The sequence below is a fragment of the Burkholderia sp. WP9 genome, assembly GCF_900104795.1.
Taxonomy (GTDB): Bacteria; Pseudomonadota; Gammaproteobacteria; order Burkholderiales; family Burkholderiaceae; genus Paraburkholderia.
The window spans coordinates 550,496-574,500 of record NZ_FNTG01000001.1 but is presented as its reverse complement, the minus strand read 5'-3'; the positions used below and the strand labels follow the sequence as shown (position 1 = coordinate 574,500).

Genomic DNA, 24,005 nt, shown 5'->3' with positions numbered 1-24,005 from the left:
GCCGTCTTCTGCTGCTTCTTCCTGTTTCTTCGCTGTTTCTTCGCTGTTTCTTTACACCGCCTGAGGTTTTTACTGACTGGCCACCCGCAAGCGCGCCACTCGCCTGCGGGCCACCGAATATCAAATCATCATGACCGAACCGACCCAGCCTAACGCGGCCCAGCCTGACGCGGCCCGACCGAATGCCGTGCCCGAGGTGGACGACAACAAAATCATGACCGAGCGCCGCGAAAAGCTGCGCGAGTTGCGTGAGCAAGGCGTCGCCTATCCGAACGATTTCCGCCCCACGCACCACGCCGAAGATCTGCAGTCGCAATACGAGCACGCCGACAAGGAAGCGCTCGAAGCGAATCCGCTCGAAGTCGCGATCGCCGGCCGCATGATGCTCAAACGCGTGATGGGCAAGGCAAGCTTCGCGACGGTGCGCGACGGTTCGGGTCAGATCCAGTTCTTCATTACGCCTGCCGACGTTGGCCAGGACACGTACGACGCCTTCAAGAAGTGGGACATGGGCGACATCATCGCAGCGCGCGGCGTGCTGTTCCGCACCAACAAGGGCGAGCTCTCGGTGCGCTGCACGGAACTGCGTCTGCTGTCGAAGTCGCTGCGTCCGCTGCCCGACAAGTTCCACGGTCTGGCCGACCAGGAAATGAAGTATCGCCAGCGCTATGTCGATCTGATCGTCACGCCGGAAACGCGCAAGACGTTCGTCGCGCGCACCAAGGCGATTTCGTCGATCCGCAAGTTCATGTCGGACGCCGACTTCATGGAAGTCGAAACGCCCATGCTGCACCCGATTCCGGGCGGCGCGGCGGCCAAGCCGTTCACCACGCACCACAACGCGCTCGACATGCAGATGTTCCTGCGTATCGCGCCGGAGCTGTATCTGAAGCGCCTCGTGGTCGGCGGCTTCGAGCGTGTGTTCGAGATCAACCGTAACTTCCGCAATGAGGGCGTGTCCGTGCGCCACAATCCGGAATTCACGATGATCGAGTTCTACGCCGCGTACACCGACTACAAGTGGCTGATGGATTTCACCGAGCAGCTGATCCGCCAGGCGGCGATCGACGCGCTGGGCACGGCTACCATCACGTATCAGGGCCGCGAACTCGATCTGGCGAAACCGTTCCATCGCCTCACGATCACGCAAGCAATCCAGAAGTACGCGCCGCAGTACACGAACGAGCAACTCGCCGACAGCGCGTTCCTGCGCACCGAGCTGAAGAAGTTCGGCGTGGATGCGTCGCAGCCGCAGTTCCTGAACGCGGGCGTCGGTTCGCTGCAACTGGCGCTGTTCGAAGAAACCGCCGAGTCGCAATTGTGGGAGCCGACTTACATCATCGATTACCCGATCGAGGTGTCGCCGCTCGCGCGCGCGTCGGACAAGGTTGAAGGCATTACGGAGCGTTTCGAACTGTTCATCACCGGCCGTGAAATCGCCAATGGCTTCTCGGAACTGAACGATCCGGAAGACCAGGCAGCGCGCTTCAAGAAGCAGGTCGACCAGAAAGACGCCGGCGACGAAGAAGCGATGTTCTACGATGCGGACTATATTCGCGCGCTGGAATACGGCATGCCGCCGGCCGGCGGTTGCGGCATCGGTATCGACCGCCTGGTCATGATGCTGACCGACAGCCCGAGCATCCGCGACGTGATTCTGTTCCCGCATCTGCGCCGCGAAGACTGATCGCTGCGCGGTTGAAGTTGCGGTTGAACACACCCCAAGCGCCCGGCATGAGCCGGGCGTTTTTCTTGCTGCTCCGAAGACGTGTGGCGGCTGTCAAGTTTGTAACCATCGGTAAAAACTGCCCACCCTGCCGGGCTCGGCTGTATGGGATCACCATTCGAGCACCTGCTTTCGACGCGGCGCAGTCAGGATGATTGCCCGGAAATCGTTACAAATTGAAACCCTTGCGGAATCGATTTGTCAGACACTTTGCCTTACTAAAAGTCGACTCTGCTAAAGACGGAGGCCAAAATGGACAATCCCAACACGCAACCCACCACGCAATCCCAACAGCCTACGCAACAGCGCCGGATACACCCGCTGGTCGCGACCGCTGCCGGTGCGGTGATCATCGCTAGCCTGGCCGCCACGGCGGCCGTTACGGGCCTGTTTCCGAAGGCGTCCAGCAATGGCGCGCAAAACGATCAGACTCAGGCGGCGCAAGTCTCTACGCAAGGCACACAGCCGGGCGTAGTCGATTCGGCAGCGCCCGCCAACCCGACGGCGCAGCAGGCTGCCCAACAGCAGGTGGCTCAGCAACCGCAGCCTGCACCCGCCCCCACGCCCGCCCAGCAGCAGCAATACGCGCAGCAGCAACAGGCTCGACCGGCACCTGATTACGCCCAGCAACAGCCCGCACAACCGGCCTACTGCTCGACATGCGGCACGGTCGAAGCCATCTCGGCGGTACGTCAGGAAGGGCACGGCACCGGCATCGGCGCAGTCGGCGGCGCGGTAGCCGGCGGCGTGGTCGGCAATCAGTTCGGCAGCGGCAACGGCCGCACTGCGATGACCGTTCTCGGTGCGCTCGGCGGCGGCCTTGCCGGCAACTCGGTCGAAAAACATATCCGCAGCACCACGTCGTACTCGGTGCGCGTGCGGATGGAAAGCGGCAAGACGCGTTACTTCACCTACCATGAAGCGCCGCCGTTCCAGCAGGGTCAGCGCGTTCGTGTTGAGAACGGCACACTCGTGGCAAGCTAGACACCCACTGAATACGTTTTCGATAGACGCAAAAAAGGCGATTCCAATGGAATCGCCTTTTTCTTTGCCGTAACCGGAGGGGCGAGCAGAACGCCGGCCGGCGCCGGAAAACTCAGTGACGCTCAGTAATCCGCGTCTTCAATCCATGCAGCCTGAATCGCCTCGAGGATCTTTTCGTTCGAACGGTTAGGATCGTCGTCGAATCCTTCCAGTTCGGTAACCCAACGGTGCAAGTCGGTGAAGCGCACCTGTTGCGGATCGATGTCCTGGTGCTTGTCAGTCAGGGCCATCGCGATGTCTTGCGTATCGGTCCACTTCATGGCTGCATCCTCCTGTTAGTGGTTTTCCTTCGCGTGATTGATCGAGTAGCGAGGGATTTCGACAACCAGATCCTGCTCGGCCGGCACCATGGCCTGGCATGACAGGCGCGAGGTCGGTTCGAGCCCCCATGCCTTGTCCAACAGATCGTCCTCGTCTTCCTCGGATGGCGTCAAGGCGGCGAAACCCTCACGCACGATCACATGGCAGGTCGTGCACGCGCACGACTTCTCGCACGCGTGCTCGATTTCAATGCCGTGCTCGAGCAGGCTGTCGCAGATGCTCTTGCCGGGCACGGCATCGATCACCGCGCCTTCCGGGCACAGTTCGACGTGAGGCAGCACAACGATTTGAGGCATACATTTTCCGTTTGGGTCTGAGGCACGGCGGCCTCAAACAGGCTCCGTACCATTTTACTGGCGACGCGAGGACTTTTTAAGTCCACGCGGCGCGATTCGAATTTTTGCAGCGGCGGACAACGCAGGCCGCCTGCCGCTGCTGCAAGGCTCGGGTCGAGCTCAGATCTCGTCGAGCTTGCGGCCGGCAAGCGCGCGGCGAATGCCCTTGTTCATGCGGCGGGCGGCGAATTCGTCGGTGCCTTCAGCGAGGGCTTTCGTGGCGGCTTCGATTGCATCCACGTCGTCGCTCTGCGCGACATTGCGCAATGCATCGAGCAGCGTGTCGAGTTCGGCGCGCTCGCTGTCGTCGAGGAGCTCCGCGTCGGCGGCGAGCGCCGCGTCGGTGGCTTCCACGAGACGCCGCGCTTCGACTTGCGCTTCGCGCAGCGCCCGTGCCCGCATGTCGACCTCGGCGGTCGAGAAGCTCTCTTCGAGCATTTTCGCGATGTCGTCGTCGGCGAGACCGTAGGACGGCTTGACTACCACCGACGCTTCCACCCCCGAGCCCTGCTCACGTGCGAACACGGACAGCAGGCCGTCGGCGTCCACCTGGTAGGTCACGCGAATGCGCGCGGCGCCCGCGGCCATCGGCGGAATGCCGCGCAGCTCGAAACGCGCGAGCGAGCGGCAGTCGCTGACGAGTTCGCGCTCGCCCTGCACGACGTGGATCGCCATGGCCGTCTGGCCGTCCTTGAAGGTCGTGAAGTCCTGCGCGCGCGCGACCGGAATCGTCGAATTGCGCGGGATGATCTTCTCGGTCAGACCGCCCATCGTCTCGACGCCGAGCGACAGCGGAATCACGTCGAGCAGGAGCCACTCGTCGCCGTCCGCGCCGCGGTTGCCCGCGAGCAGATCGGCCTGGATCGCCGCGCCGAGCGCGACCACCTGATCCGGATCGAGATTGATCAGCGGCGGCTGGCCGAAGAACGACTCGACCGCGCGTCGGATCACCGGCATGCGCGTCGCGCCGCCGACCAGCACCACGCCCTTGATGTCTTGCGTCGTGACCTTGGCGTCGCGCAGCGCCTTTTTCGTCGGGCCGAGCGTGCGCTGAACCAACGCCTGCGTGATGGCCTCGAAAGTGGCCTCAGCGATCGTCAGATCGATCCGGGTGCCGTTCGAGAGCGTGACCTGTAGCTTCGCATCCGGCGCATCCGACAGCGCCTCCTTGGCCACACGCACGCTGTCAAGCAGAAGGCGGACGTCTTCGGGTGCGAGCGTTTGCGGCGCGATGCCCACCTGCTCCAGCACGTAACGATACAAGGCGTGATCGAAATCGTCGCCGCCGAGTGCGGAGTCGCCGCCCGCCGCGAGCACTTCGAACACGCCTTTGGTGAGCTTGAGAATCGACAGGTCGAAGGTGCCGCCGCCCAGGTCGTACACGGCGTACAGCCCCTCGGAACCGTTATCGAGGCCGTAGGCAATCGCGGCCGCGGTCGGTTCGTTCAGCAGGCGCAGCACATTCAGGCCGGCCAGACGCGCGGCGTCTTTGGTCGCCTGACGCTGGGCTTCGTCGAAGTAAGCCGGCACCGTGATGACCGCGCCGACGAGTTCATCGCCGAGCGTGTCCTCGGCGCGCTGACGCAGCGTCGCGAGAATTTCGGCCGACACTTCGACGGGGCTCTTCACGCCGTCCACGGTGCGGATCTGCACCATGCCGGGTGCGTCGACGAAATCGTACGGCGCGTTTTCGGCGCCTTCCACTTCCGCCTTGCCACGGCCCATGAACCGCTTGACCGAAACGATGGTGTTGCGCGGATCGCTCGCCGCCTCGGCCTTGGCCGTACGGCCGATGCGGCGGCCGCCCTTTTCCAGGTAGCGCACCACCGACGGCAGCAGCGCATGGCCGTCTTCGTCGGGCAGCACGTCGGGCACGCCGCTGCGCACGGCGGCGACGAGGGAATTGGTGGTGCCGAGATCGATGCCGACCGCCAGACGCCGCTGGTGGGGTGCCGGCGCCATGCCGGGTTCGGAGATTTGCAGTAAGGCCATCTGGGTCTTCTCGGGGCCGCTCGGCCCCGTCCTGAATTTTCGCGTTGCTGGATATAAAGCTACGGCTCGGCTGGCGAACGTGGCCGCGCTCCCGCTGCTGCGCGCGGCGCGGGCTCGCTAGGAGTCGAGCCGCTCGATCTGCGTACCGATTTCCGACGCCACCCGCTCGATGAACATCAACTGCCGCACGGCCTCGCCTGCGGCCTGATTCGCGCCGCTGTCGAGCAACGCGCCTAGCTTGTCGAAACGCATGCGCTCTTCGTCGCGCAGTTCCGTGAGCAAGGCGTCGAGCGCGTCGACGTTCTTCGCCGCGGCCGCGTCTTCGATGCCTTCGCGCCATTCCATTTGCTGCATGAGGAACGCCGGCTCCATCGCCGTATTGTTCTCCGCGCCGACGTCGATACCACGCAGATGCAGCAGATAAGTGGCGCGCTTCAACGGATCGCGCAGCGTCTGATACGCCTCGTTGGTGCGCGTCGCCCACTGCATCGCAATGCGCTTTTGCGCGTCGCCGGCCGCCGCGAAGCGGTCCGGATGCACTTGCGCCTGGACCGTGCGGTAGGCGTGATCGAGCGCCGCCGCGTCGAGCGCGAATTGCGCCGGCAGGTCGAACAGGTCGAAGTGGCTGTCGTTCAGCGAGGCCATCGGATAGAAGAAGTCCGTTCAGGAAAGCGCACCGGAGTGCAGTCTAAAAACTCGGCTCGGTGGAGCGTGAAGGCAGCGTGGCCGCGCAGGCGAATGCGTGGATCAAACTAAAAAGGCGGCCCGCGCCGCCTTTGATCCGCTGCACGCGGAAATGTCCGGAATTACACGCGGAACGATTCGCCGCAACCGCATTCGTCCTTCACGTTCGGGTTGTTGAACTTGAAGCCTTCGTTCAGCCCTTCACGTGCGAAGTCGAGCTCGGTGCCGTCGATATAGGCGAGGCTCTTCGGGTCGACAATGATCTTCACGCCGTTGCAATCGAAGACTTCGTCTTCGGGCGCGAGTTCATCCACGTACTCGAGCTTGTAGGCCAAGCCGGAGCAACCGGTGGTGCGCACGCCGACACGCAAGCCGACGCCTTTACCGCGCCGGGTCAGATATTTCTGGACGTGCTGTGCTGCCTTTTCGGTCAACGTAATTGCCATAGCGTTTCTCATTGCGCAGTGCGTGCCGGCCGTTCGTCTGCCTTCTCACGCGCTGCTACCCTGCCTGCATCAAATATCGCTCGTGTCGGACGGTTGCGTTGAATTCGCGCCGTCCGTTTCCATTCACCTGAAACCGCGCCGCAACCGCCGCTTAGGCGTGTTGCTTCTCGTCCGCGACGACTGCTTCACCGTGACGTTGCTTGTAGTCGGCGACCGCTGCCTTGATCGCGTCTTCCGCGAGGATCGAGCAGTGGATCTTCACCGGCGGCAGCGCCAGTTCTTCGGCGATCTGCGTGTTCTTGATCGACATGGCCTGATCGAGCGTCTTGCCCTTCACCCATTCGGTCACGAGCGAGCTCGACGCGATGGCCGAACCGCAGCCGTACGTCTTGAACTTCGCGTCTTCGATAATGCCGTCCGCGCCCACGCGGATCTGCAGCTTCATGACGTCGCCGCATGCGGGCGCGCCGACCATGCCGGTACCGACCGCATCGTCGTCCTTCGCGAAGGAACCGACGTTGCGCGGGTTTTCGTAATGGTCCAGAACCTTGTCGCTATAAGCCATGATGACACTCCTTGATTCGTTTCAACCTGCAATTCGTGCAATTCGCAATTCGATCAATCCGACCTGATCCAGACGGCGCGTCAGTGCGCTGCCCACTGGATAGTCGAAATGTCGATCCCGTCCTTGTGCATTTCCCACAGCGGCGACAAGTCGCGCAGCTTCGAAATCTTGGTCTTCAGCAGGTTGATCACGTAATCGACATCCTGCTCGGTCGTGAAGCGGCCCACCGTGAAGCGGATCGAGCTATGCGCCAGCTCGTCGTTACGGCCCAACGCGCGCAGCACGTACGACGGCTCCAGCGAAGCCGACGTACAGGCCGAGCCCGACGACACCGCCACGTCTTTCACCGCCATGATCAGCGACTCGCCTTCGACGAAATTGAAGCTGATGTTCAGGTTGTGCGGCACACGCTTTTCCATGTCGCCATTCACATATACCTCTTCCATTTCCGACAGGCCGCGCAGCAGACGGTCGCGCAACATGCGGATACGTTCGTTCTCCGTCGCCATTTCTTCACGCGCGATACGGAATGCCTCACCCATTCCGACGATCTGGTGCGTAGCCAGCGTGCCCGAGCGCATGCCGCGCTCGTGACCGCCGCCGTGCATCTGCGCTTCGATACGGATGCGCGGCTTGCGGCGCACGTACAACGCGCCGATGCCCTTCGGTCCGTACGTCTTGTGCGCCGAGAACGACATCAGGTCGACCTTCAGCTTTTGCAGGTCGATCGCGATCTTGCCGGTGGCTTGCGCGGCGTCGACGTGGAAAATAATGCCCTTTTCACGGGTGATCTCGCCGATCGCCTCGATGTCCTGAATCACGCCGATCTCGTTATTGACGGACATGACCGACACCAGAATCGTGTCCGGACGCAGCGCGGCCTTGAATTTCTCGAGGTCGATCAGGCCGTCGTCCTTGACGTCCAGATACGTGACTTCGAAGCCTTCGCGTTCGAGTTCGCGGCAGGTGTCGAGCACGGCCTTGTGCTCGGTCTTCACCGTGACGATGTGCTTACCCTTGCTCTTGTAGAAGTGCGCGGCACCCTTGATCGCGAGGTTGTCCGACTCCGTGGCACCCGAGGTCCAGATGATTTCGCGCGGGTCGGCGTTCACCAGCGCGGCGACATTCTCACGCGCTTCTTCGACTGCGCGCTCCGCGTCCCAGCCATACGAGTGGCTGCGCGATGCGGGGTTGCCGAACTGCTCGCGCAGATACGGAATCATCTTGTCCACCACGCGCGGATCGATCGGCGTCGTCGCGCTGTAGTCCATGTAGATGGGCAGATGGAGAGTGTCGTTGTTCATCAATTGCTCCGGGGACGTCATGTGCTCTGGCTTCTGGGTTTCTGATCAGGCTGCGGTTTCTGCTCGATACCGCGCCTAGGAACCGGCCATGTTGAAAACGGAATTCGGCCCTTTCGGCGCCACGCGGACAGGTTCGACCGCCGGCGCCTCGTTGCGCCTGTCGCGCAATACGGCCGGCGCGCCTTCGCGCGAACGCTGCTGGTCGACCAGATCCTTCAGGGAGACCGAATCGAGGTACTCGACCATTTTCTGGTTCAGCGTGGACCACAGTTCGTGCGTCATGCAGTGGCCGTCGTGCTGCTTGGTACCCTCGCAGGAGCCTTTGCCGCCGCACTGGGTGGCGTCGAGCGGCTCGTCGACCGCGATGATGATGTCGGCCACGGTCACGTCTTCAGAGCGGCGGGCCAGATTGTAGCCACCGCCCGGTCCGCGCACGGACTCGACGATTTCATGACGACGCAGCTTGCCAAACAGCTGCTCGAGGTACGACAGGGAGATATGTTGGCGCTGGCTGATACCCGCAAGCGTCACCGGGCCCTGCTCCTGGCGCAGTGCCAGGTCAATCATCGCCGTGACGGCGAAACGGCCTTTCGTGGTGAGTCTCATATGTAGGGGAACCGCAATTCTCGACAAGTTTTGTCAAGTATAAATACATGAGCGATTTAGTCAAGTATCCCTATCGCGATTTGGGTCATTCGCTTAATTGCGAGATAGGCTCGGCGCACTAACGCCCACGGCCGCCAAGCGCTTAAGCCAGCAAATGCGGGCGCAACGCCGCGATCAGGCCACGGCAGGCCGCTTCGCACTGATCCAGCACCTGCTCGAAACCTTCCGCGCCGCCGAAATACGGATCCACGACTTCGCGGGCGCCGCCCCAGCGGACGTCCGCCTCGGGGACGAACTCCATCAGCAGACGAATCTTGTCGTGCTGTTCCGGCGCGCAGACCTGGCGCAGGGCGGCGACGTTTTTATCGTCCATTGCGATCAGCAGATCGAAACGCTCGAAGTCCGCAGCGGCGATCTGGCGGCCGCGCAACGCGGCTAGTTCATACCCGCGCCGGCCGGCCGCGTGCTGCGCGCGCTCGTCCGGCGGCTCGCCGATGTGCCAGTCGCCCGTGCCTGCGGAATCGATCAGAATGCGCTCCGCGAGCTTCGCCTCGCTCACCAGATGGCGCATCACACCTTCCGCAGTCGGTGAACGGCAGATGTTGCCGAGGCAGACAAAGCAGATCGACACGGTTTTCATCAGAGGCTTTTCCGGCGCGCCAGCGCTTCGGCCGACGGTTAGCAAACAGTTGCCGCGATTATACAAAGCCGGCCGGAATTTCGCCGAAAGCCCGGCGCGCGGCAGTTTGGGATGGCGCGGCGCTACGCGGCGATGACACTTGCGCCGCTGCGGTCGCGCGTACCTTGTGCTTACCTTCGTGTTTACGACGCTTCCGCGAGCGGCATCGCGGTGACAGCTCGCATCGGTTTCGCCGGCAGCGCCGAGGCGGCATCGACCATGCCGTACGAGACGGCGCGAGCGAGTTCAGCCGTCAGTTGATCGGCAGCGAGCGGGGCTTGCGACGCGTGCGATGCGGTGTTTCCGCAAATGTGCAGATAGGCAGCCGCAGCGAGCGGCACAACGATGGCTAATGGCCAGTACACCGATATTGTCTTTTTCATGATGTCGTTTCTTCCGATTGTGGGCGGATGAGCTTGTAGCCCACTATGCCCAGTCCAAATCCTATAGGAATATGCAATCGGGAAAAACCCAACGCCGCGAGACAGATCGTTGCTCTCAATGAAACAGTCGATCGGCTGTTTGCGGCGCGCGTCGCGGGCGTCGCGGGCGTCGCGGGCGTGCGGCTTGCGACAGAAAAAGAAATCCTTACAAACGCATACAAAGCTCTTGTGACGGATGACGATAATAGCGGTCTTAAAAATACATGCCCTCGTACTGGTCTATCTTGGTCTATCTCACATGAAACGCTTCGCACCAATCGTCTGTCTCGCGGCCGCCGCCCTGCTCGGCGGCTGTGCGGTGTATCCGGACGGCACGCCGATGTACGGCAATGCCAATGGCGGATACAACGGCTATAACGCCTATGACGGGTACGACGGGTACGCCACTGGCGTGCCGGTCGTGCCGCAAACCAACGTCTACATGGGCTACGGCAACTACTCGGAACCGGGCTACTACGGCGGCCCGGGCCGTTATTACGGCCCCGGACCCGGTTATGGCGGCTATCCCGACCACGGTCGGCCGAATAACGGCAACTATGGAAATAACGGCAACCACGGCGACAACGGCGGCTGGCATGGTCAGCCCGGTGGCGGTGGATCGCACGGCGGACCGCCGCCTCAAGGCGCGGCGGGCGGACCGCGGGGGCCGAGCGGATCGAATGCGCCGCGCCCGGGAGCCGGCGCCCCGCCACCTCCGCCGCCGCCTCAACAGGCAGGGAATGGCGGCCATGGCAACGGCAACAACGCGGCACCCGTGCGCGGGGTGCCGGGCCGACAGTCCGGCCAGATGACGGACCATTAAGGCAAGCGTTCGCGTTGGAGTTCCGACGCGAACGTGCGAATCCGCCAGGCGACCGCGCTCCAATTGACGGCTACGGGAGCGCACTTGAGCCTACTCTGCGGCTTCGGCTGAGTTCATCCGAAGCGCCAGCCAGAAAGCGAGATGAGCAATCAGACAGCGCGATGCCGGAATCTACGGCTCGCGCACAATGCCGCGAGACATCGGACCTACGACACCAAGCCCCGCTTGCCCCTATCCGCTCAGCCGATATGACTGCGTTGCGCGGCGTACAACTCCCTGAACGTCCGTCCGACCGGTGCGGGCATATCCCGCGTATCGGTCCAGCCCGCGCCACCTAACGGCAGCCTGGCAATCGACCGGTTCGTGCCACCCATGCGCTCGAGCACCCGCACGGCCAGCTTCGTAAAGAGCGCATAAGCATCCGGATGCAGCGCCAGAAAACCCCACACGGCGAGCCCCACGCGTTCTTTCCAGGGGCGCAGCCGCCGCTCCACCTGCTTCTCGCGCAGCTTGCGCAACAGATCCGATAGCGGGATCCCCACCGGGCACACGCTATTGCACTCGCCACACAAGGTCGCGGCCTGCGGTAAGTCCAATGCCTTGTCGATACCGACATAGCTTGGGGTCAACACCGAACCCATCGGCCCTGGATATACCCAACCGTACGCGTGGCCGCCCACCTTCTGGTACACCGGGCAGTGGTTCATACACGCGCCACAGCGGATGCACCTCAACATTTCCTGGAAGTCGCCGCCGATCAGCCCTGTGCGCCCGCCGTCGACGAGCACCACGTACATATGTTCAGGACCGTCCTGATCGCCCTCGCCGCGCGGCCCGGTCAACACGGAAAAGTAGTTCGAGGTCGCCTGCCCGGTCGCCGAGCGCGGCAGCAGACGCATGGCCGTAGCCAGATCCTCGAGCGTGGGCAATACTTTCTCGATTCCGGTCACCGCCACATGCACGCGTGGCATGACCGTGCACATGCCTTCATTGCCTTCGTTCGTGACCAGCGCGACCGAGCCGGTTTCCGCCACCACGAAATTGCCGCCTGTCACACCCATGTCCGCCGTCATGAAATGCGGACGCAGAATCTCGCGCGCTTCGCGCGTCATGTCGGTGATTTCGGTCAGGCGCGGCCGGTTGTGAGTCTTTGCGAACAACTCGGCGATTTCGTCCTTATCTTTGTGGACGACCGGCGCGATAATGTGGCTCGGCGGCTCGTTGTCGTTGATCTGGAGGATGTACTCGCCCAGATCCGTTTCGATGGATTGCACGCCCATTTGCCCGAGCACTTCGTTCAGGCGCATTTCTTCGGTGACCATCGACTTGGTCTTGATCACCTTCTTTACCGCGTGACGACGGGCAATGTCGCCGACGAGCCGCGCTGCCTCCTGGGTTGTCTCGGCGAACAGGACGGTCACACCACGCCGGGCCGCCTCGCGCTCGAAGGTTTCCAGCCACACGTCGAGATTGTCCAGCGCGCGATTGCGGCGCTCCTTCAGCGCGACGCGCGTGGCCGGAAAGTCGATCTCGGTCATGGCCGAGGCACGGGCCGTGACGAATTTGGTCGACAGCTTGGTCAGGTTCTGCTGCAAGCGCTGATCGGCGAGCTTTTGACCAGCGCGCGCCTTGAATTGCATGGATTGGACTTGCATGGCGGCCTTGTGCGGAATCGGGCAAAACGCGCGTGAAAGCTGAAGCGCGAATCTCAAACGGCGGGAATGCGGCGAGCAGCGTTACACGTCGCCGGCCAGGACCTGGGCGATGTGCAGCACCCGCGTGGTGACGTCGCCGGTACGCCGCAAACGGCCTTCGATATTCAGCATGCAGCCCAGGTCGCCGAGCACCACCGTGCCGGTTTCGCTCGCCCGGATGTTCGCGCATTTTTCGTCGACGATCGCCGTGGAAATATCGCCGTACTTGAGCGCGAACGTGCCGCCGAAGCCACAGCAATGCTCGCAGTCCTTCATCTCGCTCACCGTCACGCCGACCTGCGCCAACAGCGCGCGGGGCTGCGCTTTCACGCCTAATTCGCGCAACCCTGAGCAGGAATCGTGATACGTGACGCGACCCGCGAACTCACCCGGCTGCAACTGCACTTTGGCCACATTCACGAGGAAGTCGGTCAGTTCGAACACTTTGGCGCGCAGGCGGCCGAAGCGGTTCATCAGTTCGGGATCGTCGGCGAAAAGGTCGCCGTAATGCGCGCGGATCATGCCGCCGCACGAACCGGACGGCACCACGACGTAATCGAACTGTTCGAACTCGCGCAGCGTTTTCTCGGCCAGATCGCGCGCGATGCGCCGTTCCCCTGAGTTGTAGGCCGGCTGCCCGCAACAGGTTTGGGCAGGTGGCACCATCACCTCGAAACCCGCGGCTTCGATCAGCTTGATGACCGAAAACCCGATCTCGGGACGCATCAGGTCGATCAGGCAGGTAACGAACAATCCGACTCGCATGAGCCCTCCTTCGGGAAAACGTCCCTGATTATCCGCTGTTTGGCGCACAATACCAACGGCCGGAAGGCATAGGACACAGATCAAGTCCGATTGGAATAGCGCCTCCAACCGCTTTCTTTTTTTTCACAATACGGGATACAATCAATTTCCGCTGTTTGACGCGTCAACCGATTCCTCCCCATGAGCGATACGAACCCGGATCCCAAGACTTCGATCCAGGTGATCGAACGCATGATGCGCTTGCTCGACGCCCTTGCTGCGCATAGCGACCCGGTCAGCCTGAAAGAACTCGCCATCCGCACCGAGTTGCACCCTTCCACCGCCCACCGCATCCTGAACGACATGGTGATGTGCCGGCTGGTGGACCGGTCCGACCCCGGCACTTACCGTCTGGGCATGCGCCTGCTCGAACTCGGCAATCTGGTGAAAGCCCGCCTGTCGGTACGCGACGCGGCGCTCACGCCGATGCGTGAATTGCACCGTCAGACCGGCCAGACGGTGAACCTGTCGGTACGTCAGGGCGACGAGATTGTCTATATCGAGCGTGCTTATTCCGAGCGTTCCGGCATGCAGGTGGTGCGCGCCATCGGCGGGCGGGCGCCGCTGCATCTGACGTCGGTCGGCAAGCTGTTCCTCGCCGCAGACGAATCCACGCGCGTGCGCGCCTATGCCACCCGTACCGGCCTGTCGGGCCACACGCAGAACAGCATCACCGACCTGACGAAACTGGAGCGCGAACTCTCGCACGTGCGTCAGCAAGCCTGCGCGCGTGATAACGAAGAACTGGAACTCGGTGTGCGCTGCATCGCCGCCGGCATTTACGACGACACCGGCAAACTGGTCGCCGGTCTGTCGCTGTCCGCGCCGGCAGACCGCCTGCAGGACTCCTGGCTCGGCCAACTCAGCCAGACCGCGCTGATGATCTCCGAGTCGCTCGGCTACCGGCCGCAACCGGCGCAAGACCATTCGCATAGCCATCACGCGTAAGCCGGCGCCTGACTTTCAGCGCAATAAAAAAGCCTCGCATTTGCGAGGCTTTTTTGTACGGGCCGATCCGGAAACCGGCCGCTCACGAGCCGCTTCAGGTACCCGAACCGCCGGCGTCCGCGCTGGTAATGCGCGGCTGGTCGCCGCCGTTGTCCAGCCACGTGCGCAGACGCGTTGCGTCCGCGAACCGCGAGTACTTACCTGACGAGTCGAGCAGCACCATGATCATCGGACGGCCGTGAATGGTCGCCTGCATGACGAGGCACTCACCCGCTTCGTTGATGAAGCCGGTCTTTTGCAGACCGATGTCCCAAGTCGGGTTACGCACCAGCGCATTCGTGCTGTTGTACGCCAGCGAACGCTTGCCGGTGTACACCTCGTAGCTGTGATCTGTCGAGAATTTGCGAATCACCGGATACTGATACGCGGCGTTGACCATCTTCACGAGGTCGCGCGCGCTCGATACGTTCTGGCTCGTCAAACCCGTCGGGTTTTCAAAGTGCGTGTCGGTCATGCCGAGTTGCTTGGCCTTCGCGTTCATGGCCGCGAGAAACGCCGGACGGCCGCCCGGGAAGTAGCGCGACAGCGCTGCGGCCGCGCGATTTTCCGATGCCATCAGCGCGATATGCAGCATGTCTTCACGCGAGAGCACGGAGCCCACCGACAGGCGCGAGCCGGTGTTCTTTTCGTAGTCGCGGTCTTCGTCGGTGACTTCGATCTGATCGGTCATCGGCTCTTTCGAATCGAGCACCACCATCGCCGTCATCAGCTTCGTGATCGACGCGATCGGCACCACGGCGCGCGAATTCTTGTCGAACAGCGGTTCCCCGGAGTTCTGATCGATCACGTAGGCGACGCTGGAGCGCAGCATGAGCGCGTCCGGCGTTTCGTGCAGGCCGAAAGCCTGGCCGACGCTCGGCGAACGCGGTTCATACGCGACACGGCGCACCACCGAGTGGTGACGGCCATTCGACGTATAGGTTACGCGCTTGCGCTTGACGCCCGCGCGTGGCGCGTCGTCCTCAGCGGCTACCGACTTTGCAGCCGCCGCTTTCGATGCCTTCGACACCTTGGCGGGGGCGGCAGCCGGCTTTTTGGCTGCTTTCGCGTGTTTGGAGGTTTTTGCAGGTGCAGCGGGCGTGGCGGCAAAAGCGCTCACAGGCGTGGCGAACGCCGCTGCGATGACCATGGAGGCGGCCACCGACAGAGCGGTGCTGCGGGCCGCGCCGTGGATCACTTTTAGCGACGAAAACATGTCGGTTTTCATGGGTGTTCGGTAGGGAGCGGCGAGAGGTTTTCCGCAAGTGTAGTAAAACAACGAAAAATTAGCAATTTGAAGCACTTATACGCGCTCCTTAAACCGGCTTGTAAGCTCCGATCGCAAAAACACGAATAAGTGCCACGCCTCGATCGAAAAAAACGATCGCCCAGGCGTTTCGCCTCGCGGCTGCCGCCATACGCAAGAATCGAGGTGATTCTTCCAGCATAACGGCAATTTCGAGACAACCTTGATCAGGGGAAATACGGTCAGAGCACGGGCGGACCGACGCTGTGCAACAGTACGAAATTGGGATCGATCCATGGGCGTGTTAAACGTCCACTGGAAACCGCCAACGCGCGTTCGACCGGATTCAGTCATTAACGTTCCGTGACACTTTCCGGTTTACATCGATTTGCATTTGCGGCGTTTTGTTAATTGTCGGATGTTACCGGCTTCCCTTGCTGGCGTGTGACGGGAGGTCGAAATGCCCCACAACGCGGCAATAACTACAGTATTTCGTTAGCACCAGCGCGGTGCAGCGCTCAATTTGACCTGCGTCACGCGAACGTCATGCCCAACGCATAACATCTTGTTTTATCAGCGGTTTCTTAATATGGTGCGACGCACAAAAAACACTTGACATTCGTCGTGGCCATCCTAAAATGGGAACCATTGCTGCGATGCACCATACATCGCGGTCCGGCGGGACGCACCAATGTGTCTCACCACCCACCAATGCGGTCCGCACAGACAGACCGCGATCCAGGAGCGTAAACCATGACTCTGCTGACCCCTGAGCAATTCGCCGCAGCCCAGAAAGCCAACTTTGAAACGCTGTTCGGCCTGACGACCAAAGCATTCGAGGGCGTCGAAAAGCTGGTTGAGCTGAACCTGCAGGTCGTGAAATCGACGCTCGCGGAAAGCCAGGAAAATGCTCAACGTGCGCTGTCGGTGAAAGACGCGCAGGAACTGCTGGCACTGCAGGCAAGCCTTGCACAGCCGGTAGCCGAAAAGGCGCTGTCGTATGGCCGTCACGTGTATGAGATCGTTTCGGCAACGCAAGGCGAATTCGCCCGCGTCGCGGAAGCGCAATTCGAAGAGCAAAACCGCAAGGTTCAATCGCTAGTCGAAAACGTTGCAAAGAATGCCCCGGCTGGTTCGGAAACCGCTGTCGCCGTGATGAAGTCGGCTATCACCGCCGCCAACACCACATACGAAACGGTTCACAAGGCAACCAAGCAAGCAGTCGAAATCGCTGAAAGCAACTTCAATGCAGCTGCAACGGCCGCATCGAAGGCAGCTTCGCAAGCTGCAGCACAAGCGTCGCGCTCGGCCAAGAAGGCCGTCTAAGCTTCCGTCTCAAGCATCACCTCTGCAGGCAGCATTCAACGCCGGCACAGCTCACCGCTGTGCCGGCGTTACCGCAAGCAACAGCGTCGTGCCGTTGCCGCTCACACGGTGTTAATTGGCCGAACGCTCCGATACGTTGAACAGCGTATCGTTTGCCCGGCGCAAGGCCGGGATTTTTTTACCCGCCGCGCCTGTTCCGGAGCTTGTGTCGTTCAGCCGATTTGATACCGTCGTCGTCGCACGGTAATGGCCCTGCCCTGCTGTCCAAAAGAAAAACGGCGCGTCCTTTGCGGGACGCGCCGTTTTTTTATCCGGACCACCCGCATGAATGCGGGCGGGCCAGAGCGCATTACTTCTTTTTCTGCGGCGGCAAGTCGGTACACACGCCTTCATACAACTCGGCGGCCATACCGATCGATTCGCCCAGCGTCGGATGCGGGTGAATCGTCTTACCGATATCCGTTGCGTCCGCACCCATCTCGACCGCGAGACACACTTCGCTGATCAGGTCGCCTGCATTCAGACCGACGATCCCGCCGCCGATCACGCGATGCGTTTCCTCGTCGAACAGCAGCTTCGTGAAGCCTTCGTCGCGGCCGTTGGCGATCGCGCGGCCGGAAGCCGCCCACGGGAACACCGCTTTGCCGTACTTGATGCCGGCTGCCTTCAACTGGTCTTCCGTCTTGCCAGCCCATGCCACTTCCGGGTCGGTGTAGGCCACCGACGGAATCTGCAGCGCGTCGAAGTACGCTTTCTCGCCATGCGCGGCTTCGGCGGCAACGTGGCCTTCGTGCACGGCCTTATGCGCGAGCATCGGCTGACCGACGATATCGCCGATCGCGAAGATGTGCGGCACATTGGTGCGCATCTGCTTGTCGACGTCGATGAAGCCGCGATCCGTCACCGCGACGCCGGCCTTGTCCGCGCCGATCTTCTTGCCGTTCGGCGTACGGCCGACGGCGACCAGCACGAGGTCGTAACGCTGCGCTTCGGCCGGGGCTTTTTCGCCTTCGAACGACACGTAGATGCCGTCGTCTTTGGCTTGCGCACCGGTAGTCTTGGTCTTCAGCATGACGTTGGCGAAACGCTTGCTGTTGTACTTCTCCCAGACCTTGACCAGATCGCGGTCCGCGCCGGCCATCAGACCGTCGAGCATTTCGACCACATCGATCTTCGCGCCGAGCGTGGCGTACACGGTGGCCATTTCCAGACCGATGATGCCGCCGCCGATCACCAGCATGCGCTGCGGAATCTGACGCAGTTCGAGCGCGCCGGTCGAATCGACCACACGCGGATCTTCCGGAATGAACGGCAGCTTCACCGCTTCCGAGCCCGCGGCGATGATCGCCTGCTTGAACTTGACGACCTTCTTGCCGCCCTCGGTCTGCACTTCCATGTGATACGGATCGACGAACGAGCCGTTACCCGTTACGACTTCGACCTTGCGCATCTTCGCCATGCCGGCGAGACCGCCGGTGAGCTTCTTGACGACGCCAGACTTGAAGTCGCGCAGCTTGTCGAGATCGATTTGCGGCTTGCCGAACGTGATGCCGTGCGCGCCGAGCGCCTCGGCTTCGTCGATCACGAGCGCGGTGTGCAACAGCGCCTTCGACGGAATACAGCCGACGTTCAGACACACGCCGCCGAGCGTCGAGTAACGCTCCACGAGCACGGTCTTCATGCCGAGGTCGGCGGAACGGAACGCGGCGGAATAACCACCGGGGCCCGAACCGAGCACGAGCATGTCGCATTCGATATCCGCGCTGCCGGAATAGCTGCCGGCTTGCGGCGCGGGTGCTGCCGCCTTGGCCGGAGCCGCCGCAGCCTGGGCCGCCTGCGGTTTGGCTTCCGCTTGAGCGGGCGCTTTCTCGGGTTCTTTGGCCGGAGCCTTCGGTGCATCTTTCGCGGGCGCCGCGTCTGCCGATGTTTCGACGAGCGCGATCACCGTACCTTGCGAGACTTTGTCGCCGGCTTTGACGCGGACTTCCTTGACCGTGCCGGCGGTATCGCTCGGCACTTCGATGGAGGCCTTGTCGGACTCGAGCGTCATCAGCGCCTGTTCATTCTCGATGACATCGCCCGGTTTGATATTGACTTCGATGACATCGACGTCTTTGAAGTCGCCGATATCCGGCACTTTTACTTCGACGAGACTCATTAGTGTCCCCTTCTCTTATTGACCGTGATGAAGAAGAACCCCACCCCACAGCAGCCTAAAAGCTGGCAACGCCGTGGACAGAATCAGCCTTTGCTGTCCGCCCAAGGACGCGCCTTTCTTTTGCCTACTTTTCTTTGGAAGACGACCCGAAGGTAGTCCCTGTGGGACAAAGAAAAGTAGGTGCCGCCCCGCACAGGGGCAACGCTAATAGACCGACGCGAAAACAGGTTCTACAGAGAGACGCGGATCACAGAAAAACCCACCCGCGCCCCGCGCAACCCCACGATCAAAGAATCACACGCCGGAAATCGGCAAGAAGCGCCCCAAGATACGCATTGAACCTGGCCGCCGCAGCACCATCAATCACCCGATGGTCATACGACAAAGAAAGCGGCAGGATCAAACGCGGCACGAACTGCTTACCATCCCAAACCGGCTTCATCGCACCGCGCGACAGACCAAGAATGGCGACTTCAGGCGCATTGATAATCGGCGTGAAGTTCGTGCCGCCAATGCCACCCAAAGACGAAATCGAGAAGCACCCGCCTTGCATCTGATCCGGCTTCAACTTGCCGTCGCGGGCGGCCTTCGACAGCTCGGCCATTTCCTTGGCGATATCGATCAAGCCCTTCTTGTCCGCATCGCGAATGACAGGAACGACCAGACCATTCGGCGTGTCAGCCGCAAACCCGATATGGAAGTACTGCTTGAACACCAGGTTGTCGCCGTCGAGGCTGGCATTGAACGTCGGGAACTGCTTCAAGGCCGAAACAACAGCTTTGATCACGAAAGCCAGCATGGTGATCTTCACGCCGGCCTTTTCGTTCTCCTTGTTCAACTGCACGCGCAGCGCTTCGAGATCGGTGATGTCCGCTTCGTCGTTGTTGGTGACGTGCGGAATCATGACCCAGTTGCGATGCAGATTCGCGCCCGAAATTTTCTTGATGCGCGACAGCGGCTTCGGATCGATCGGACCGAATTTCGTGAAGTCGACCTTCGGCCACGGCAGCAGGTTCAGTTCGCCACCACCTGCCGCAGCCGGTGCGGCAGCACCGGCCGGCGCCGCACGCTGGCCGGTCATGACGCCCTTGATAAAGGCGGTCACGTCGGCTTGCGTGATGCGGCCCTTCGGACCCGTGCCCTGCACCTGTGTCACGTCGACGCCGAGTTCGCGCGCGAACTTGCGCACCGACGGCGACGCATGGCTCGCGTGACGCGCGCCACCTTCGCCGGCCGGAATGACCGGTGCCTGAGCGAGCGCCGACGGCGCCGCCGGAGCCGGCGACGGCGTGGCCGGCGCATCGGACGGCTTCTCGACGGCTTCCTGCTTCGGAGCCGGAGCCGGCGCAGCCGCGCCGCCTTCCGCTTCCACCACCACGATCACCGAGCCTTCCGAGACGGTATCGCCGACCTTGACCTTCAGTTCCTTGACAATACCGGCAGCCGAGCTCGGCACGTCCATGGTCGCCTTGTCGGATTCGAGCGTCACGAGCGACTGCTCTTTCTCGACGCGATCGCCGACCTTCACCGCGACTTCGATCACGGGAATATCTTTGTAGTCGCCGATATCCGGTACTTTGACTTCCTGCAGACCGCCGCCCGCGGCGGCCGCGGGTGCGGCAGCTGGTGCCGGCGCCGCAGCCGCAGCCGCAGCCGCAGCCGGTGCAGCGGCAGGCGCCGGAGCAGGCGCAGCCGCGCCGCCTTCAGCGCCTTCCAGCACGACGATCAACGAACCTTCCGAGACGTTGTCGCCGACCTTGACCTTCACTTCCTTGACGACGCCGGCGGCCGAGCTCGGCACGTCCATGGTCGCCTTGTCGGATTCCAGCGTAACGAGCGATTGCTCTTTCTCGACGGTGTCACCCGCCTTCACCAGCACCTCGATCACAGGGATGTCCTTGTAATCGCCGATGTCCGGCACCTTGACTTCGATCGCTTGACTCATTGTTAGTGTCTCCTGGGCCGCGCACGCGCCCAACCCCTGTCGATCAGGGGTCGGGCGCGCACGCCATGGCACACGGGGAAGGATGCCTTAGACGGTCATCGGGTTGGGTTTGGCGGGATCAAGGTTGTATTTCTTGAGCGCCTCGGCGACGACCTTGCGTTCGATCGTGCCTTCATCTGCCAGTGCATTCAACGCGGCAACCGTGACCCAGTAGCGGTCGACTTCGAAGAAGTGGCGCAGCTTTTCGCGCGTGTCCGAACGGCCGTAGCCATCCGTGCCCAGCACGACGAACTTCTGCGGCACGAACGCGCGAATCTGCTCGGTCAGCGCGCGCACATAGTCGGTCGAAGCGATGACCGGACCTTGCGCGTCCTTCAGCAGCTTCTCGACGTGCGAGAGCTTCTTCTCTTCGGTCGGGTGCAGCAGGTTCCAGCGCTGCACTTCGTGGCCTTCGCGCGCGAGTTCGGTGAAGCTCGGCACGCTCCACAGATCGGCGGCGACGCCCCAGTCGTTCTTCAGCAGGTCGGCGGCGGCGATCACTTCGTTGAAGATCGTGCCCGCGCCCATCAGTTGCACGCGCGGCGCCTTCTTGTCCGCTTCGGCCTTACGGAACGCGTACATACCCTTGATGATGTCGGCCGCTACAGCGTCGCCCTGCGGAATAGCCGGGTGCTCGTAGTTCTCGTTCATCACCGTGATGTAGTAGTACACGTCTTCCTGATCCGCGACCATGCGGCGCAGGCCGTCCTGCATGATGACCGCGAGTTCGTAACCGAACGTCGGGTCGTAGCTGATGCAGTTCGGCACCGAAGCCGCCCACAGCAGCGAGTGGCCGTCTTCGTGCTGCAGACCTTCGCCGTTCAGCGTCGTGCGGCCAGCCGTGCCGCCAAGCAGGAAGCCGCGCGAGCGCATGTCGCCCGCTGCCCATGCCAGGTCGCCGATGCGCTGGAAGCCGAACATCGAGTAGAAGATGTAGAACGGGATCATGATCTCGCCGTGCGTCGAGTACGACGTCGCGGCTGCGATCCAGTCGGCCATACCACCGGCTTCGTTGATACCTTCCTGCAGGATCTGACCGGTTTCCGACTCACGGTAGAACATCAGCTGGTCGGAATCTTCCGGCACGTACTTCTGGCCGTCCTGATTCCAGATGCCGATCTGACGGAAAAGGCCTTCCATACCGAAGGTACGCGACTCGTCCGGCACGATCGGCACGATGCGCTTACCGAGTGCCTTATCCTTCAGCAGAATGTTCAGGATCCGCACGAACGCCATGGTCGTGGAGATCTCGCGGCCTTCGCCCGTGCCCTTGAGCAGCGGCTCGAATACCGACAGCTCCGGCACCGGCAGCGACTCGGCCTTCTGGCGACGCGCCGGCAGATAGCCACCGAGGTCCTGGCGGCGAGCACGCATGTACTCCAGTTCCTTCGAACCTTCTTCGAACTTGAGGTACGGCACGTTGACGAGATCTTCGTCGGAGATCGGCAGGCGGAACTGGTCGCGGAATTTCTTCAGCTGATCCACGTGCAGCTTTTTCTGCTGGTGGGTGATGTTCATGGCCTGGCCGGCTTCGCCCATGCCGTAGCCCTTGATCGTCTTCGCGAGAATGACGGTCGGCTGGCCCTGCGAATTCGACGCTTCCTGGAACGCTGCGTAGATCTTGTGCGGATCGTGTCCGCCGCGGTTCAGGTTCCAGATTTCCTCGTCGGACCATTCGGCGACCAGCGCCTTGAGTTCCGGCGTGTTGAAGAAGTGTTCGCGCACATACGCGCCCGACTCCGACTTGTACGTCTGATATTCGCCGTCGACCACGGCCATCATGCGGCGCATCAGCGCGCCCGACTTGTCGCGTTGGAACAGCGCGTCCCAACGGCTGCCCCAGATGACCTTGATGACGTTCCAGCCGGCGCCGCGGAATTCGCTTTCCAGTTCCTGGATGATCTTGCCGTTGCCGCGCACCGGACCGTCGAGACGCTGCAGGTTGCAGTTGATCACGAACACGAGGTTGTCGAGGCGTTCACGGCCAGCCATGCCGATCGCGCCGAGCGATTCCGGTTCGTCGGTTTCGCCGTCGCCGAGGAACGCCCAGACCTTGCGGCCGTCGGTCTTCGCAATGCCGCGCGCCTGCATGTACTTCATGAAGCGCGCCTGATAGATCGCCATGATCGGGCCGAGGCCCATCGAGACGGTCGGGAATTGCCAGAAGTCCGGCATCAGCCACGGGTGCGGGTACGACGAGATGCCCTCGCCGCCCACTTCCTGGCGGAAGTTGTCGAGCTGGTTCTCGGTCAGACGGCCGAGCAGGAACGCGCGCGAGTACACACCCGGCGACGAATGGCCCTGCACGAACACGAGATCGCCGCCATGTTCAGCCGACGGCGCATGCCAGAAGTGGTTGTAGCCGACGTCGTACAGCGTGGCGGCCGAAGCGAACGAGGCGATGTGGCCGCCCACGTTGGTTTCCTTGCCGGCGCGCAGCACCATGGCAATGGCGTTCCAGCGGGTGTACGAGCGGATACGGTGTTCGATGTCCTGATCGCCGGGAATCTTCGCCTGGCGCGAAACGGGAATCGTGTTGATGTACGGCGTGTTGGCGGAGAACGGCAGATGTTCGCCATGCACGCGGGCGAACTCGATCTGTTTCTCGATCAGGTAGTGAGCGCGATCGGGGCCCACAGCAGAAATCACGCCATCCAGCGCTTCAAGCCATTCGCCGGTTTCCTGGGGATCGTCGTCTTTTTCAGCAGCGACATATTTCATGACTTCGTCGGGTACAGCGGACATGCTCGTCTCCTGGATGTAGAGGAACGCTCTTTGAACAGACGACGCGGACGAAGCACGGCCGCGGCAGCTTCGGCCGATTGTAATAAGGGTCCCGACGTCCGCGCAACAAAATTT

Annotated in this window: 21 protein-coding genes; 5 read left to right on the top strand and 16 right to left on the bottom strand. The window is 62.0% G+C overall.

Features of this window, described 5'->3' with window-relative positions; translation table 11 throughout:
* Positions 1-130 precede the first annotated feature (130 nt).
* Positions 131-1,687 (top strand): lysine--tRNA ligase, encoded by a 1,557-nt coding sequence (lysS, locus tag BLW71_RS02495; RefSeq protein WP_502686812.1) that lies wholly within the window; start codon positions 131-133, stop codon positions 1,685-1,687.
* A 291-nt stretch (positions 1,688-1,978) separates the two neighbouring features.
* On the top strand, positions 1,979-2,710 hold the full coding sequence (locus tag BLW71_RS02490) for a glycine zipper 2TM domain-containing protein (protein ID WP_091792894.1): 732 nt from the start codon (positions 1,979-1,981) through the stop codon (positions 2,708-2,710).
* A gap of 122 nt (positions 2,711-2,832) precedes the next feature.
* Here the strand turns inward: BLW71_RS02490 and iscX are convergent, their stop codons facing one another.
* The 10 genes from iscX to BLW71_RS02440 all read right to left on the bottom strand — a co-directional run bounded on the left by iscX (position 2,833) and on the right by BLW71_RS02440 (position 10,085).
* Positions 2,833-3,030, bottom strand: coding sequence for a Fe-S cluster assembly protein IscX (iscX, locus tag BLW71_RS02485; RefSeq protein ID WP_007181290.1), 198 nt, complete (start codon positions 3,028-3,030; stop codon positions 2,833-2,835).
* Positions 3,031-3,045: 15 nt separating this feature from the next.
* Complete coding sequence (gene fdx, locus BLW71_RS02480; protein WP_091792893.1) at positions 3,046-3,387, bottom strand: ISC system 2Fe-2S type ferredoxin; 342 nt, start codon at positions 3,385-3,387, stop codon at positions 3,046-3,048.
* A 159-nt stretch (positions 3,388-3,546) separates the two neighbouring features.
* Entirely contained in the window at positions 3,547-5,418 is a 1,872-nt protein-coding gene (hscA, locus tag BLW71_RS02475; protein ID WP_091792892.1) for a Fe-S protein assembly chaperone HscA, read from the bottom strand.
* 117 nt (positions 5,419-5,535) lie between these two features.
* Positions 5,536-6,063, bottom strand: coding sequence for a Fe-S protein assembly co-chaperone HscB (gene hscB, locus BLW71_RS02470; protein WP_091792891.1), 528 nt, complete (start codon positions 6,061-6,063; stop codon positions 5,536-5,538).
* 161 nt (positions 6,064-6,224) lie between these two features.
* Positions 6,225-6,548 carry an iron-sulfur cluster assembly protein IscA gene (gene iscA / locus BLW71_RS02465; RefSeq protein ID WP_028199494.1) on the bottom strand — a complete coding sequence of 108 codons (324 nt, stop codon included), beginning with the start codon at positions 6,546-6,548 and terminating at the stop codon, positions 6,225-6,227.
* Positions 6,549-6,699: 151 nt separating this feature from the next.
* Complete coding sequence (iscU, locus tag BLW71_RS02460; RefSeq protein WP_007181285.1) at positions 6,700-7,113, bottom strand: Fe-S cluster assembly scaffold IscU; 414 nt, start codon at positions 7,111-7,113, stop codon at positions 6,700-6,702.
* Positions 7,114-7,193: 80 nt separating this feature from the next.
* Positions 7,194-8,417: an IscS subfamily cysteine desulfurase gene (locus BLW71_RS02455; RefSeq protein ID WP_091792890.1), complete on the bottom strand. Its 1,224-nt coding sequence runs from the start codon at positions 8,415-8,417 to the stop codon at positions 7,194-7,196.
* Between the two features lie 75 nt (positions 8,418-8,492).
* Positions 8,493-9,023, bottom strand: coding sequence for a Fe-S cluster assembly transcriptional regulator IscR (iscR, locus tag BLW71_RS02450; RefSeq protein WP_091792889.1), 531 nt, complete (start codon positions 9,021-9,023; stop codon positions 8,493-8,495).
* A gap of 142 nt (positions 9,024-9,165) precedes the next feature.
* Entirely contained in the window at positions 9,166-9,663 is a 498-nt protein-coding gene (locus BLW71_RS02445) for a low molecular weight protein-tyrosine-phosphatase (protein WP_091792888.1), read from the bottom strand.
* Positions 9,664-9,845: 182 nt separating this feature from the next.
* Entirely contained in the window at positions 9,846-10,085 is a 240-nt protein-coding gene (locus BLW71_RS02440; RefSeq protein WP_091792887.1) for a hypothetical protein, read from the bottom strand.
* A 298-nt stretch (positions 10,086-10,383) separates the two neighbouring features.
* On the opposite strand from BLW71_RS02440, the gene BLW71_RS02435 reads away from it, so the two are divergent.
* Positions 10,384-10,947 carry a hypothetical protein gene (locus BLW71_RS02435; RefSeq protein ID WP_091792886.1) on the top strand — a complete coding sequence of 188 codons (564 nt, stop codon included), beginning with the start codon at positions 10,384-10,386 and terminating at the stop codon, positions 10,945-10,947.
* A 239-nt stretch (positions 10,948-11,186) separates the two neighbouring features.
* Here BLW71_RS02435 and BLW71_RS02430 read toward each other — a convergent pair whose 3' ends face one another.
* Both BLW71_RS02430 and BLW71_RS02425 read right to left on the bottom strand, forming a co-directional pair.
* Positions 11,187-12,602: a lactate utilization protein B gene (locus BLW71_RS02430; RefSeq protein ID WP_091800285.1), complete on the bottom strand. Its 1,416-nt coding sequence runs from the start codon at positions 12,600-12,602 to the stop codon at positions 11,187-11,189.
* Positions 12,603-12,683: 81 nt separating this feature from the next.
* Positions 12,684-13,406: a (Fe-S)-binding protein gene (locus BLW71_RS02425; RefSeq protein WP_091792885.1), complete on the bottom strand. Its 723-nt coding sequence runs from the start codon at positions 13,404-13,406 to the stop codon at positions 12,684-12,686.
* A 180-nt stretch (positions 13,407-13,586) separates the two neighbouring features.
* On the opposite strand from BLW71_RS02425, the gene BLW71_RS02420 reads away from it, so the two are divergent.
* Positions 13,587-14,393, top strand: a complete 807-nt coding sequence (locus tag BLW71_RS02420) for an IclR family transcriptional regulator (RefSeq protein ID WP_091792884.1) — start codon at positions 13,587-13,589, stop codon at positions 14,391-14,393.
* A gap of 94 nt (positions 14,394-14,487) precedes the next feature.
* Here BLW71_RS02420 and pbpG read toward each other — a convergent pair whose 3' ends face one another.
* The gene (gene pbpG, locus BLW71_RS02415; RefSeq protein WP_091792883.1) at positions 14,488-15,660 is read right to left on the bottom strand and encodes a D-alanyl-D-alanine endopeptidase; all 1,173 of its coding nucleotides are present in this window, start codon (positions 15,658-15,660) and stop codon (positions 14,488-14,490) included.
* 771 nt (positions 15,661-16,431) lie between these two features.
* Here pbpG and BLW71_RS02410 point away from each other — a divergent pair.
* Entirely contained in the window at positions 16,432-17,004 is a 573-nt protein-coding gene (locus tag BLW71_RS02410) for a phasin family protein (RefSeq protein ID WP_007181275.1), read from the top strand.
* 349 nt (positions 17,005-17,353) lie between these two features.
* Here the strand turns inward: BLW71_RS02410 and lpdA are convergent, their stop codons facing one another.
* From lpdA to aceE, 3 genes are all read right to left on the bottom strand, one after another.
* Positions 17,354-19,162, bottom strand: a complete 1,809-nt coding sequence (gene lpdA, locus BLW71_RS02405) for a dihydrolipoyl dehydrogenase (RefSeq protein WP_091792882.1) — start codon at positions 19,160-19,162, stop codon at positions 17,354-17,356.
* A 286-nt stretch (positions 19,163-19,448) separates the two neighbouring features.
* Positions 19,449-21,107 (bottom strand): dihydrolipoyllysine-residue acetyltransferase, encoded by a 1,659-nt coding sequence (gene aceF, locus BLW71_RS02400; RefSeq protein WP_091792881.1) that lies wholly within the window; start codon positions 21,105-21,107, stop codon positions 19,449-19,451.
* Positions 21,108-21,194: 87 nt separating this feature from the next.
* A complete protein-coding gene (gene aceE / locus BLW71_RS02395) occupies positions 21,195-23,891 on the bottom strand; it encodes a pyruvate dehydrogenase (acetyl-transferring), homodimeric type (RefSeq protein ID WP_091792880.1) in 2,697 nt (898 codons plus the stop codon).
* Between the last annotated feature and the right edge of the window lie 114 nt (positions 23,892-24,005).

Bases quoted from the DNA above. Each gene is read 5' to 3' on its own strand.
- lpdA (WP_091792882.1), bottom strand. From the start codon at position 19,162: ATGAGTCTCGTCGAAGTAAAAGTGCCGGATATCGGCGACTTCAAAGAC.
- fdx (WP_091792893.1), bottom strand. From the start codon at position 3,387: ATGCCTCAAATCGTTGTGCTGCCTCACGTCGAACTGTGCCCGGAAGGC.
- BLW71_RS02490 (WP_091792894.1), top strand. From the start codon at position 1,979: ATGGACAATCCCAACACGCAACCCACCACGCAATCCCAACAGCCTACG.
- iscU (WP_007181285.1), bottom strand. From the start codon at position 7,113: ATGGCTTATAGCGACAAGGTTCTGGACCATTACGAAAACCCGCGCAAC.
- lysS (WP_502686812.1), top strand. From the start codon at position 131: ATGACCGAACCGACCCAGCCTAACGCGGCCCAGCCTGACGCGGCCCGA.
- BLW71_RS02455 (WP_091792890.1), bottom strand. From the start codon at position 8,417: ATGAACAACGACACTCTCCATCTGCCCATCTACATGGACTACAGCGCG.
- hscA (WP_091792892.1), bottom strand. From the start codon at position 5,418: ATGGCCTTACTGCAAATCTCCGAACCCGGCATGGCGCCGGCACCCCAC.
- iscR (WP_091792889.1), bottom strand. From the start codon at position 9,023: ATGAGACTCACCACGAAAGGCCGTTTCGCCGTCACGGCGATGATTGAC.
- BLW71_RS02420 (WP_091792884.1), top strand. From the start codon at position 13,587: ATGAGCGATACGAACCCGGATCCCAAGACTTCGATCCAGGTGATCGAA.
- aceF (WP_091792881.1), bottom strand. From the start codon at position 21,107: ATGAGTCAAGCGATCGAAGTCAAGGTGCCGGACATCGGCGATTACAAG.
- aceE (WP_091792880.1), bottom strand. From the start codon at position 23,891: ATGTCCGCTGTACCCGACGAAGTCATGAAATATGTCGCTGCTGAAAAA.
- hscB (WP_091792891.1), bottom strand. From the start codon at position 6,063: ATGGCCTCGCTGAACGACAGCCACTTCGACCTGTTCGACCTGCCGGCG.
- BLW71_RS02445 (WP_091792888.1), bottom strand. From the start codon at position 9,663: ATGAAAACCGTGTCGATCTGCTTTGTCTGCCTCGGCAACATCTGCCGT.
- BLW71_RS02430 (WP_091800285.1), bottom strand. From the start codon at position 12,602: ATGCAAGTCCAATCCATGCAATTCAAGGCGCGCGCTGGTCAAAAGCTC.
- BLW71_RS02410 (WP_007181275.1), top strand. From the start codon at position 16,432: ATGACTCTGCTGACCCCTGAGCAATTCGCCGCAGCCCAGAAAGCCAAC.
- BLW71_RS02425 (WP_091792885.1), bottom strand. From the start codon at position 13,406: ATGCGAGTCGGATTGTTCGTTACCTGCCTGATCGACCTGATGCGTCCC.
- pbpG (WP_091792883.1), bottom strand. From the start codon at position 15,660: ATGAAAACCGACATGTTTTCGTCGCTAAAAGTGATCCACGGCGCGGCC.
- iscX (WP_007181290.1), bottom strand. From the start codon at position 3,030: ATGAAGTGGACCGATACGCAAGACATCGCGATGGCCCTGACTGACAAG.
- BLW71_RS02440 (WP_091792887.1), bottom strand. From the start codon at position 10,085: ATGAAAAAGACAATATCGGTGTACTGGCCATTAGCCATCGTTGTGCCG.
- iscA (WP_028199494.1), bottom strand. From the start codon at position 6,548: ATGGCAATTACGTTGACCGAAAAGGCAGCACAGCACGTCCAGAAATAT.
- BLW71_RS02435 (WP_091792886.1), top strand. From the start codon at position 10,384: ATGAAACGCTTCGCACCAATCGTCTGTCTCGCGGCCGCCGCCCTGCTC.